The sequence below is a fragment of the Acinetobacter pullicarnis genome (assembly GCF_006352475.1).
Lineage (GTDB): Bacteria > Pseudomonadota > Gammaproteobacteria > Pseudomonadales > Moraxellaceae > Acinetobacter > Acinetobacter pullicarnis.
Map to the genome: position 1 here is coordinate 2,251,128 of NZ_VCMZ01000001.1, position 12,850 is coordinate 2,263,977.

Annotated in this window: 13 protein-coding genes; 7 read left to right on the top strand and 6 right to left on the bottom strand. The window is 39.6% G+C overall.

Annotated elements, in window-relative coordinates:
* Positions 1-15: 15 nt before the first annotated feature.
* Positions 16-495, top strand: coding sequence for a hypothetical protein (locus tag FD716_RS09940; protein ID WP_139852205.1), 480 nt, complete (start codon positions 16-18; stop codon positions 493-495).
* Positions 496-628: 133 nt separating this feature from the next.
* On the opposite strand, the gene rraA is transcribed toward FD716_RS09940, so the two are convergent.
* The gene (gene rraA / locus FD716_RS09945; protein WP_139852206.1) at positions 629-1,138 is read right to left on the bottom strand and encodes a ribonuclease E activity regulator RraA; all 510 of its coding nucleotides are present in this window, start codon (positions 1,136-1,138) and stop codon (positions 629-631) included.
* A 12-nt stretch (positions 1,139-1,150) separates the two neighbouring features.
* Complete coding sequence (locus FD716_RS09950) at positions 1,151-1,816, bottom strand: Rossmann-fold NAD(P)-binding domain-containing protein (protein ID WP_139852207.1); 666 nt, start codon at positions 1,814-1,816, stop codon at positions 1,151-1,153.
* A gap of 214 nt (positions 1,817-2,030) precedes the next feature.
* On the opposite strand from FD716_RS09950, the gene rpsT reads away from it, so the two are divergent.
* Entirely contained in the window at positions 2,031-2,300 is a 270-nt protein-coding gene (rpsT, locus tag FD716_RS09955) for a 30S ribosomal protein S20 (protein WP_139852208.1), read from the top strand.
* 372 nt (positions 2,301-2,672) lie between these two features.
* Positions 2,673-3,107, top strand: coding sequence for a DUF2147 domain-containing protein (locus FD716_RS09960; protein WP_139852209.1), 435 nt, complete (start codon positions 2,673-2,675; stop codon positions 3,105-3,107).
* A gap of 21 nt (positions 3,108-3,128) precedes the next feature.
* Here FD716_RS09960 and FD716_RS09965 read toward each other — a convergent pair whose 3' ends face one another.
* Together FD716_RS09965 and FD716_RS09970 are read right to left on the bottom strand one after the other, a co-directional pair.
* Positions 3,129-3,848, bottom strand: a complete 720-nt coding sequence (locus FD716_RS09965; RefSeq protein WP_139853659.1) for a histidine phosphatase family protein — start codon at positions 3,846-3,848, stop codon at positions 3,129-3,131.
* An 87-nt stretch (positions 3,849-3,935) separates the two neighbouring features.
* Entirely contained in the window at positions 3,936-4,793 is an 858-nt protein-coding gene (locus tag FD716_RS09970) for a 3'(2'),5'-bisphosphate nucleotidase CysQ family protein (protein ID WP_139852210.1), read from the bottom strand.
* 916 nt (positions 4,794-5,709) lie between these two features.
* Here FD716_RS09970 and mutS point away from each other — a divergent pair.
* The gene (mutS, locus tag FD716_RS09975) at positions 5,710-8,337 is read left to right on the top strand and encodes a DNA mismatch repair protein MutS (RefSeq protein WP_139852211.1); all 2,628 of its coding nucleotides are present in this window, start codon (positions 5,710-5,712) and stop codon (positions 8,335-8,337) included.
* 89 nt (positions 8,338-8,426) lie between these two features.
* Here mutS and FD716_RS09980 read toward each other — a convergent pair whose 3' ends face one another.
* The gene (locus tag FD716_RS09980; protein ID WP_139852212.1) at positions 8,427-9,203 is read right to left on the bottom strand and encodes a DUF481 domain-containing protein; all 777 of its coding nucleotides are present in this window, start codon (positions 9,201-9,203) and stop codon (positions 8,427-8,429) included.
* A gap of 498 nt (positions 9,204-9,701) precedes the next feature.
* Between FD716_RS09980 and fdxA the strand changes: the two genes are divergently transcribed.
* The 3 genes from fdxA to FD716_RS09995 all read left to right on the top strand — a co-directional run bounded on the left by fdxA (position 9,702) and on the right by FD716_RS09995 (position 11,666).
* On the top strand, positions 9,702-10,025 hold the full coding sequence (fdxA, locus tag FD716_RS09985; RefSeq protein ID WP_139852213.1) for a ferredoxin FdxA: 324 nt from the start codon (positions 9,702-9,704) through the stop codon (positions 10,023-10,025).
* Between the two features lie 126 nt (positions 10,026-10,151).
* Positions 10,152-10,871 carry a D-Ala-D-Ala carboxypeptidase family metallohydrolase gene (locus tag FD716_RS09990; protein ID WP_139852214.1) on the top strand — a complete coding sequence of 240 codons (720 nt, stop codon included), beginning with the start codon at positions 10,152-10,154 and terminating at the stop codon, positions 10,869-10,871.
* Positions 10,872-10,994: 123 nt separating this feature from the next.
* A complete protein-coding gene (locus FD716_RS09995) occupies positions 10,995-11,666 on the top strand; it encodes an O-methyltransferase (RefSeq protein ID WP_139852215.1) in 672 nt (223 codons plus the stop codon).
* 279 nt (positions 11,667-11,945) lie between these two features.
* On the opposite strand, the gene FD716_RS10000 is transcribed toward FD716_RS09995, so the two are convergent.
* Positions 11,946-12,788, bottom strand: coding sequence for a universal stress protein (locus FD716_RS10000; protein WP_139852216.1), 843 nt, complete (start codon positions 12,786-12,788; stop codon positions 11,946-11,948).
* Positions 12,789-12,850: the final 62 nt, after the last annotated feature.

Below are 12,850 nucleotides of genomic sequence, written 5' to 3' on the forward strand. Positions count from 1 at the left end.
AAGCATAGGTAAAACATGAAAATCAAATTGGCATTGATATCCTCTATTGTCTTGTTAACTGGTTGTGTCGCATCTCTACCAGAAAGAGTCGTCACCAAAGGTCCTCTTATTTGTCAAGCTGATGAAATCTGCCCAGAACTTTCTATGCTATGGAATGATGAAAAACGTAATGGTTTTAAAATTACTGCAGAGATTAATAATCCCGAACAATTTAATATTACACAAATGAATTTTATTATTGATGGACAAGATTATGTCTATTCAACAATTCAAACCACCCAATTCACCAAGCAAGAGACAGCAACAACCTCATCCAATTCGATTGTTGTTCCAGTCAGCTTTTTAAACTCATTCCGTGATGCCAAAGAAATTGATTTAAAAATAGTCACAGACAAAGGAAATATTGAACGCCCAATATTAACCACAGCGGGCCATAAATCCTCCGCGTATTTAACCTTCCTCAAAGGTTATGCTGGTGACGACGTCGCTCAATAAGTCTTACCGAATGCAACTCTAAAATAAAAATGCCAGCCCGTTTAAACGGGCTGGCATTTTTTAATAGGTGTTTTCATCTGCGTGTTGCTGTACTTTTTTAAGTACTTGTACTTCTTGAACTTATATTAAAACCCTAGTCGACCAGTTTTTCCTGAGACACCACAATACCATTATTATCAGCATAGAGATAATCACCAGCTTTAAAGTTGACACCACCAAAGGAAATATTCACGTCGACTTCGCCCACACCCTGACGATTGCTTTTGCGTGGAATTGCCGCCAATGCATGCACGCCTAAATCGAGTTCCGCAATCGCATCCACGTCACGTACACAGCCATAGATCACGACACCATTCCAGTGATTCTTCACGGCTGATTCAGCAATCATATCGCCCATCAGTGCACAGCGCATAGATGCGCCACCATCGACCACCAGCACCTTACCAGCGCCATCTGTGGCTAACAATTCTTTCACTCGAGAATTATCTTCAAAACACTTAACCGTCACAATCTGCCCAGCAAAGGATTGACGTGCGCCATAGCTGTTAAAAAACTTCCCATCCATTGAGGGAATCAACACTTGAATCGCCAGCTCTGGATGATCATCAAGTAAATCACAGGTTACAAATGGAGCGCTTGTCATTTTGGTTTTTCCTTATTTATCATCAAGAATGCTTAAATTATCATATATTTTAAAATTATCTATTTGTGTTTGCGCGGCTTTGATGAGCGTTGCAGCCACAGCATCGGCCGTTACGGGCTTGAAACGAAAGCGGTTGGGTAAAAGTGGCATAAATTTAAGGTATATTTTCTGCCCTATTTGCTCCAAAGGTCTTTGCTCTGGCCGTGTCCCCAACAGTAACGATGGTCTTAAAATGGAAACTCGGCGCAAATCCAACTCACGAACATAGTCTTCCAACTCACCTTTGACCCGATTATAAAAAAAATAAGCGTTTGGATCGGCAGCCATCGCACTGATCAACAAGTAATGTGCATTGGTCTTCGCAATTAAGCTGGCAAAATGTGCATTTAAGGTAAAATCAGTATGATAAAACGCAGCCCGACTCCCAGCTTTTGCCATAGTTGTGCCTAAACAGCTAAAAGCATGGCTATACCCTTGAACCTGCTCACTTTGTAATACCATAAAATCACTCAACAACAACTGCTGTACTTTATTTAAGCGACTAAGCGCAGGATCTAAATGACGCACCACTGCCGTAATTTTTTCACAATCCTCCCGTTGATTAAGTTGCTCGATGAGTACTTTTCCCACTAAACCTGTAGCACCGATCACAATTGCACTTTGAATAAAATTAGTCATTTTTTAAACGATCTCCATAGCTTAGTAATAATCTAACCTTTTCTTTCCAGTTTTTCTGCCTCTAAATTGCTCTAAGGGCGTCTCAAGACTTGACTTAATCGCATTGTTTAATCACAATATGGCACTTGTTTACGGGCTGGTGACAATTGATTTGATATTGTTTTCAGATGCAATTTCAGCCCGCCCAGACCACCTAATTTCAAGGAGTGCACGAGTGGCAAACTCTGCTCAAGCTAAAAAACGTGCTCGTCAAAATCTGAAAGCACGCAAACACAACGCAAGCTTACGTTCAATGGTTCGTACTTATATCAAACGTACTATCGCTGCAATTACTGCTGGTGATTATGCTCTAGCTACAGACGCATATAAAAAAGCAGTTCCTGTAATCGACCGTATGGCTGATAAAGGCATCATCCATAAAAACAAAGCAGCTCGTCATAAGAGCCGTTTAAATGCTCAAGTTAAAGCACTTGCTTCTAACTAAGATGCATTGAATAAAAAAGCCCTTGATGGGCTTTTTGTTTATTTGAAATTCAATAACCAATCAAACAATAAATACACTTTTGTAGCGTTTAAAACAGTTTAAATATTATCCCTCCCCAAGATTCTAAGTGTTCAATACCCAATACACCGAATATATTCTCCATAAAAAGCCAAGCACCATTGCGACCGCTTTCAAATCTGAGCGAATCAATCACCCAGCCCTTGTATCAAATTGGTTTTGGTTAAATTGATCATGCCCAGTTTTAACCGTTTGGTTATTTTTTCTTATCCAAATTTAAAGCAATATGTTCAATCTTATTTAATTTTTATCAAATTCAGCTAGAATCGTTTTCTTTTATAGAGAATAAAAATAATGCGCTCAATCTTTAGCTTAGCGTTACTGCTATTACCTTGCACACTCTATGCCGCTGACCCACTCCACAATACCGTTTGGAAAACCATCGATGACAAAACCAAACAACCCAGCGCTATTGTCAAATTTACAGAAACATCAAATGGAAATCTGAGCGGCACAATACAAAAAGTCTTAATTGCCAATGAAGGCGAAAAATGTTCAAACTGTATCGGCCCATATCATAATAAACCACTGATCGGATTAACCATTATTAAAAATCTTAAGCAAATCAAACCAAATAAATATGATGATGGCTCTATTCTCGACCCACAATCAGGCAAGACCTATCGCTTCAATGCAATCATGTCAGCCGACAAAAAGACATTAAGCGGCCGTGGCTATATCGGTTTCTCAGCAATTGGACGTAGCCAAACTTGGTATCGTGTCAGTTAATTTTTTCGAGTAGGGCGTTGACTAGATCAACGCCGGTCTTTGATTGGCAAAGTCTTGTATATTCAGCTGCCCCAATTCCCCACGCCAAATCCATTTTAATTGAGATTCTAAAAAACGCTCACCTTCAAACCAAAGAAAAGCCCCTTCCATCATCTCTGGCCAGTCATCTTGTTGAATATGTGAGCATCCTGAAATCACAGCCACAATTGCGGCCAAAATCGTATCATGACTGACGGCAAGACTGAGACCATTTCCATGTCGTGGATGCGCATTATACATAAGCTCAAGCACATCCATCACCCCAGTCACTGGATGCTTCATACCAGGTAAACGCTGATTAACAAAGCTATTAATAAAGCCCAAGGCGCCTTGTTGTCTAAAATAAGGAGAGGCTTGCTCAATATCGACAACAAAGCTGCCGGGCTCAACCAGTAACCCCTGTTCAACGATGGCAAGTGGTACAGCTATATCGGAAGCTGTCATGCAATCAGCACCTTGAATCATCAACGCTGCGGTATCCACACAGCGTTGAATCGGGCTAGACATGCAGTGTTGAATGTTACGATCAGTTTGCTCAACCAAATATGCCCCCCAAGACTCGGCTAAATCACGGCCTTGCGGTGTCAACTGTAGATTATAGCCTGCCAAGCCCTGACCACTCACCATTTCACGAATAGAATGGCGCGTAAGTAAAGTGACTGGTGTGTCCGAAACGGGCAACAAGTCGACAGCTCTTAGCATACTTTGCGGTAACAGCTTCAGCACAACACACTCTCATGTTTTAGCGGCATAGGGAAAGCAACTATAGCATGAGATCTTTGATCTAAATCAACTTTGCATGGTGACATTGCCCAATGCTGCTAATGCAATCTTTTGATTTTCCTCATTGCGAAAGGCAATAAAACCTTGATTTAGCACCGTATCTCGGAGGTTGTAGGTAAATGGAACGGCATCTAAACTCACCAACCCTCCCCCAATACTTTCCAGTAAACCCTGACCCGAACTGGTATCCCATTCAGAAGTTGGATGAAACCGTGGATAAATATCAATTTCGCCTTCAAGCATCATACAAAATTTATAAGCACTGCCAGCCTCACGGCGAATAACCGGAACTTCTTGTTCGATATAATCGATATATTGCTGATACTTCGGATTTTTACTGCTATGGCTTAATCCTATTTGAATGGCATCGTGCTCTGCATCTTTATATTTGCAGTAACGTTCCCACGCTCTGTTATCAAAATAATATTTATATGGGAACTCAGTTAAATACCCCAAATACATCAACTGCTCACATGGCACAGCAATTAATGAAAAAATTGTTTGATGATTTTGGATCAAACTTAAATTAATTGTAAATTCATCACGTTGATGAATAAACTCCTTGGTCCCATCCAGTGGATCAAGCATCCAACACAAATCCCAATCATGGCGCTGTGCATAATCACTTTCCTCAGAAAGTACAGGAATATCCGGTGTAATCTCAGCCAATTGGGCCAATAAAAATTGATTCACCTTCAAATCAGCTTGAGTGACGGGAGAGTGATCTGATTTTTCATCAATCTTAAACTCGTGTCCTGCACAGTAATGTTGGTATTCGTCAAAGAGTAACTGACTGGCTTGCGCCATAATCGGAACCAATTCCAAGATGCGCGGATCTTGTGGTGCTTGAGTTGTAATAAACATTGATTTAAACCCACGATTTATTATGTTTAAATTTTAAGTCAATGATTGTATTGACGTGTGAAGCAGTAAATTCAGATTGCTCTATTGAATAAAAATAAGATACACGAACTATTCTACAGTTTGATGTATCCGCAACCTATCCACTATAGTCGATGAATTATCATACACAGTCAATATTCAACTCGCTCATTATTCATTGATTTTTTACAGTTTATTGAAAATTACAGCAAAAAAACAATTACCAGTTCACACTTGGTAATTGGAAAATGGTACTGAATGGCATAGAGGAAATCTCAGGGGATTCGACATTAACAATGATTCAAGCATATAAGTTTTAAAGTTCGATATTAATAATTCCACTCATAAATAGAATAAATAAAAATTAGATTATTATAATGACAGTATTTTAATAAAAATATGTTTTTATATTTGTTAGATTATTTCTTCTATACAACAAACCGAAACCTGCTCATCTGGGCTTGGTTTGGCCCAAAGCACTATATCTAATTCTGATTGGTTTTGTCCATAACCTTTAATCTGATCTAAGCGATTACCGACTTGAAGGATTTAGAATAAACCTTGTTACTTAAATTAAAGTCGCCAGAAAAATTCTAGCTGCAAGGCTAATGCTTCCCCTCAGACACTCTCTACACCTTGATTTTATCCATCGGACTTTGCAGCATTTTCAGACAATTAGTGTGCCACGCCTTTCACTACACGGCTTTTTTGTTAGAATCACCGAGCGAGTTGAAAAACCTCATGACTCTTGAAAATAGATATTTTAAATACGTCCATTCACGCAACGTAAATTTAACTTCAAGATCAGGGCATTTTAATCAACTTAACTGGATTCGATAGGAAATCATAATACAACCTATCATTGTAAAAACGCATAAAATCAAAGGTGTTAACCTGTATGAATCAAGATCATTTAATGCCTGACCTCTCTACCCATACTCCAATGATGCAACAGTATTTAAAAGTAAAAATGCAGCATCCTGATGCCTTGATGTTTTATCGTATGGGCGATTTTTATGAGCTGTTTTTTGATGATGCGCGTAAAGCTGCTAAATTGCTCGGGATCACCCTGACCCATCGTGGTAAAAGTAATGGTGATCCGATTCCAATGGCGGGCGTTCCCTATCATGCAGCTGAAGGTTACCTCGCACGTTTGGTAAAACAAGGTGAAGCTGTGGTCATCTGCGAGCAAGTGGGTGAAGTCACAGGAAAAGGTCCCGTCGAACGTGCAGTGGTCCGTATTCTCACTCCAGGTACACTCACCGATGATGCATTATTAGCGACACATCAAAGCTCGCATTTAGTCTCTTTATGTTTACAGCAAAATCAAATTGGGATTGCATTATTAGATCTCAGTGCTGGTATTTTTAAAGTTCAACAGCTTGATTATAAGCCTGAGACGCTGGCCTTAGAATTAGCGCGTTTAATGCCAAGTGAAATATTAATCGATGAAGATTTAATCGATCAAAATATTATTGAGCAAATAAAAAAATACTTAGATTGCCCGATTACCAAGCGCCCCAACGTCGACTTTAATATTAATAATGCGCAAAAAACTTTATGCGATCAATTTAAGGTTTCGACATTATCGGGCTTTGGCATTGATCATTTAAATCTCGCCAAGGCCGCTGCCGCATCGTTAATTCATTATGCCAAAGAAACTCAGAAAACTGCTTTACCGCATTTACAGTCAATAAAACTTGAACAGAGCACCGACTTTATTGCACTCGACCCTGTGACACGGCGCAACCTAGAAATTATTGATCCTCTATTCGAACATGGCACTTCATTATTTGCATTAATCAATCATTGTGAAACCGCAATGGGTGGGCGTTTACTCAGCCGAACCCTGATGCAGCCTTTGCGTGACACCGCCTTACTCGAACAACGCCTCGACGCGATTACCTGTTTAATCAAGGGCTTCTATGAAACCCCATTACGTGATGTATTAAAAGAAATAGGCGACATTGAGCGTGTTCTAGGTCGTGTCGCGCTTGGCAGTGCCAGACCGCGTGATTTAGTACAATTGCGTCAAGCCTGCGCCCAGATACCAGCATTACGTCAAAGTATCCAACCACTGCTCGATAAGAATGCCTCAACCCTCCTCAATCAGCTCAATGATGAAATGGGCGATTTTCACGGTCTGCATCAACACCTTATTGCCGCGATCGTGGAAAACCCACCGGTGTTATTACGTGATGGAAATGTCATCGCAGAAGGTTTTGATGAAGAACTCGATGAGTTACGTCAAATCCGCGATCATGCCGGACAATTCCTCATTGACTTAGAAATCAGGGAACGCGAACAAACTGGCATTAATACCTTAAAAATCGGGTATAACCGCGTCAGTGGCTATTATATCGAACTGTCCCGCGCGCAAGCTGAACAAGCCCCAGCTCATTTTATTCGCCGACAAACCCTTAAAAATGCTGAACGCTATATCACACCTGAACTTAAATCATTTGAAGATAAAGTACTTTCAAGTGAATCTCGTGCTTTGGCCCGAGAAAAAATGCTATTTGAAGCTCTATTAGAAGATTTACGCTCTGAGATTGGTCAACTACAAATGATGAGCAGTGCAATTGCGCAAATCGACTTAATCGGTAATTTTGCTTATCAAGCACGCCTACAAAATTGGGCACGACCACAGTTTAGCCCAGAGATCGGGATTCATATTCAAGCTGGACGCCATCCAGTGGTTGAGGCCTTGATTAAAACACCGTACACGCCAAACGATACCCAACTCGATTTCCATCATCGAATGGCAATTATTACTGGACCAAATATGGGCGGTAAATCGACCTATATGCGACAAACAGCATTAATCACCTTATTGGCTTATTGCGGCAGCTTTGTTCCAGCACAATCGGCCAAACTTGGACCGGTGGATCGTATTTTTACCCGTATTGGCTCTGCAGATGATTTATCTTCAGGTAAATCGACTTTTATGGTGGAAATGACTGAAACTTCTCAGATTTTGCACCATGCCACCAGCCAATCGTTAGTCTTAATGGATGAAGTAGGTCGTGGCACCAGTACCTATGATGGTCTATCGTTGGCATGGGCCTGTGTACTCGATTTAACCAAACGTATTAAGTGCTTATGTCTGTTTGCAACGCATTATTTTGAACTAACAGAGCTTGCCAGTGAAGTTGCAATCGATAACTATCATGTGACCGCAAAAGAGTTGAATGGTAATTTGATTTTATTACATAAAGTTCAGCATGGCCCAGCCAGTCAAAGTCATGGCTTACAAGTCGCCAAATTGGCTGGTATTCCCAACAGTGTGATTAAAGAAGCACAGAAACGCTTAAATATTCTAGAGAAGCAGCAACTACAGCAGAGTAAAAAAACGGTGCAGAATGATTTATTTTCTGAGCCAAGCCCTGAACCAATCGCACACATTATTGAAGTTGAGAAGTCATCTCCTGTACTAGATGCACTTAGTCATTTAGATGTTGATAATCTCACCCCACGACAAGCCCTCGAACAGCTTTATGCCTTAAAGGCACAACTGGATAACTAAGCCACTTCGGGTGGTTACACTTATTAAAAAGGGCGTTAACTCGAATGATTTAGCGCCCTTTTTCTATAATCATTTGCTGAAAATTTGAATTAATGGCGATAACGTAAGCCCACAGAGAGCAATGAATCTCGACTGTTACCACTGTCCGCTTGAAGGTTTTTAATTTGATAACTGACCAATCCTGAAACTGCGGTGGTTAGACTTGCACTCACACTGGTTCGAGAACGTAATGTTTGGGACTTATCACCAAAATCATAACCAAGGTCCTGATTGAACTTAACCATGTCATTAAATTTATACTGATAAAACATACCTAAACTACCAATTAACTCATTGTAATCATTGCTAGAGCTACGACTAGAATCATGATTAATTTTACTGTAGCGATAGCCCGCACCCGCTTCGGCGATCAGTTCTTGTTTGGCCGTTTTAATCACATCAAGTCCAGCGCCACTTGTCAGGGCAACTTGATAATCAAAGCTACTGGATAAATCTTTATCCCCTTGTAATTTGGCATACTGATAAGTCGTGTCCGTGCTACGGTGCAATAACTTTCCTGACAACATATAACGTTCTACATTATTACCAGCATCGCCATCATCATTGGCGCTTACCGCTTGCGCTTTAAGTTCTTGCCCCCAAACCCCAACTTGGCGCTGGAATAAAAGATTTGCAGCTAAGTTTTCCTTACTATTGCCTTTACCATTTGAATGACTACTATTGAGCAAATAACTTAAATCAGCTTCTAACTTGTAATCTTTGTTTTCAGGTATTTCTATTTTTCCGGTTTTGACTTTTGAAGGCCCTAAGTCTGCAAAAATCATTGTAGAGGTGCTCGTGAGAAGAATTACGACAATTTTTTTCATTGATTTGTTCTATGCATTCACTTTTGTAGTATTACATTTTAGATGGAAATGAGGTTTTTAAAATAGTTCACTGCCATAAATCAACAGAAATCCCTCCAATAAGCCTATTCTTTTCAAATCCCCCCTGCTTAAACATTATCTGTATATCTTTATCATATAAAAGTAAATGAACAAGATAATTGGAGGGCTAAAGCTTATTTACATTAAAGTATGTCTTTTCTCGATTAAAATACTTCCAATGGAATACTGGTTAATTAAATAAACCCTTTGATATCAACAATAAAAAGAACTAAAGAAAAATCCACAAAGCGCGTTAATTACATAAAAACAAGTACATACAACTGAATCATTCTCATTTAAAGTAGGGTTTCATCAATATTATTAAACTCAGCAGTGGTTTATATAACAAATATCAATAAAAGCGATTGTTAGTTGAGGTGGTTTTTGCCTAAAATAGGCAATCATTGAATAGAACCATATTTTTAGGTAGCTGACGCCATGACCTTTGTTGTCACTGAGAACTGTATTAAGTGTAAATATCAAGACTGTGTAGAAGTTTGCCCAGTCGATTGCTTTTATGAAGGACCGAATTTTCTGGTCATCAACCCTGATGAATGTATTGACTGTGCTTTATGTGAACCAGAATGCCCAGCCAATGCAATTTTCTCAGAAGATGAACTTCCTGAAGGGCAAGAAGTCTTTATTGAACTTAACGCAGATTTATCGCAAACATGGCCAAACATTACACAAATTGGCGATCAACCCGATGATCGTGAAGAGTGGAATGGCAAACCAGACAAGCTACAATATTTAGAAAAATAATCGATGAAAAGATCAGCACTGCTGATCTTTTCTTCTTTTAGAGTACATTTATTTGCAATTTAAGCGAACCCGATATCTAAAAGTAGACTAAACTAGTCGCGTTATCTTAAATATTTAATTTAAAGAATGAAAAAAAACTTACTTGGTCTTGGTACGATTGCAAGTGCAACACTTATCATGACTGCCTGTAGTACTTCTCCGCATAAAAATTCACAGATACCACATGACAAAAGTCAGCGTATCGTCATTCCCCAAGAGAAAATCATACTGCAACGCCAAGCCCCACCCAAGGCCATGCCAGAATCTTATCGTCAATGGTTAATCACCAATGATAATCAAGCCCGAGCGCGTGAATACGAGCGCTTTCTAGAACAAAACCATGTTGGCAATATTATTCCGAGTTTCGAATTATTTAAAACAGCACGCGATTGGCAGAAATGTGGCAGCGCTGAATATATGGTGCCTAACCGAGAACTATGGGGCAACCAATTAGCCACTTTAAAAGTTTTTAAGTATTTGGTTGCGACCAATATATTAACTGACTTTGAGGTCACCTCAGTTTATCGAGATCTACCATTGAACCAATGTGCGGGTGGTGCTTCATCTTCACGTCATTTATATAACTCAGCGATTGATTTTCGAATTGGCCCTGTTTACCCACAGGCTCATGATTATACTTATATCGAAAGCACCAAATATAGACTTTGCCAGTTTTGGTCTCAATATGGTCAAAACTTTAATATGGGCATAGGCTTATACGCTTCCGGACAGATTCATATTGATACCCAAGGTTTCCGTACTTGGGGACCAGATCTGACTCGTAAAAGCTCAATGTGCAATTTCTAATAGACGACATGTAACGATTCCACTCAGGCTTGCTGAATAATTCAGCAAGCCATTCAAATAAAATTGCACTCTATCGCCAAAAGTTTAGAATGCCACTAGTTTAAATTGAATGAGAGTTACACGATGCAGCAATTGTGGTCAGATATAGACTGTTTTATTGAAAAGCACTTAACCCCGCAAGACCCTGCGCTGTCCTATGCCATTGAAAACACTGAACAGCAAGGCTTTCCAGAGCATTTGGCAGTTGCCCCAAACCAAGGCATGTTATTACAAATGCTCATTCAAATGAATGCCTGCAAACGCATCCTTGAAGTCGGCACCTTTGCGGCTTATAGCACCATGTGGTTAGCACGCGCCTTACCTGAAGATGGCTACGTCCTCACCATCGAAGCCCGTGAAAAACATGCCAACTTAGCACAACAACACATTGATTTTGCAAAAAAAGAATATCCAGCCACGATTGAGCTAAAACTGGGCAATGCGGTTGAAATATTGAAGATGCTACCAGAAGATACCGAAGCTTTTGATTTTATATTCATTGATGCAGATAAACAGAGCTATCCTGAATACCTAGACCTAAGCTTGAAACTTTCACATTCAGGGACGGTCATTGTACTCGACAACGTGATTCGCGCTGGTGATATTTTAGATCTCGACAATCATAAGCCAAGTATTGAAGGTATTCGTGAGACTTATACACGCCTACAAAATCACCCCCGCATTCTTTCTTGCACTGCCTTGCAAACTATTGGCAGCAAAGGCCATGATGGTTTTGCTATCGCGATTGTCAAGTAAAGAGGTCAAATGAGCGCATCCCTTAAAGCAGTTCATTGTCATATTAGCTTTCAAAGAGCTTACATTTTTACCACATAATTTAAAATAATATCAGAGTTATCCCCGAAAGCTGTTTGTAATTTTGTGGATAACTTCAGGATAACAACCCAAGCTACTGTTAAATAACAACTTAATCCAAAAGAAGATAAAACAATCAAGCACTTACTCAAGCGCTTGACTATTCAAAAACACATGAAATTTTAATGACCTAGGCCAAATAACTTGACACGAAGCATTATTTTATTTGAGAACCAAAAGTGGCACTGTCGCACTTCGGAAAATTTTAGTAGTCACACTACCTAAAAAGAATTGACGTATTTTACTGTGACTAAAGGCACCAAGCACAATTAACTGAATCTGGTGCTGTGCTTGATAATCAAGGATATTATCCGCAATATCACCATATCGATATTCAACAACAACATCCATTCCCGAGTTTTTTAAGAATTGAGTCGGCTCATTCAAAATTTCTGGATAATCCCCCACATAAAGCAAATGACATTGTAGTAAGCGTAATAAATCGCTTTTTGCAACACGCTTCAGCATATCTTTACAGGTTGGCGAATCATCGTAAGCAAAAATAAAACGTGTAGGCGGCTTAAAATTTTCACCCACAGTCATGACGGTACAATTGGCACCTCGAATAAAGTTTTCGACATTACCACCAATACTTTTGTTTTTCTCAGCAGAGCGTTCACCGACACGACCAATCACAACAATGTCATCAGGTTTCAAAAGATTAAAACTCTGCTCTAAAAAATCACCTTTTTCTTGAATCGTACTCGGTTGAATTAAAAATTTCTCATGCACGGCTTCAGAAATATGATTGAGCAGATTATTACTATAATCGAGTGCCAGTTCACTTTGCTTTTGCTCAAGCTCAGCGAGTTCTTTCAGAAGCATCGCATTACTTTCAAAACCAATGACGCCACTAATTTCGCCCAAATGGTAACTTGCGGGATAATAATCCAAAATTTGTAGAAGCACTAATTCTCGATGCGTCTGAGTTGCAATCCAAGCTGCAGCCTCTGCCAACGCATGAATGCAAGGTGAAGAATCAATACATGCAATAACACGTTTCATATGTGCCTCTCTGCGGGTCTAGTTCTTAAAGTTAAGTAATAAAAAATTTAATTGTATGCAAT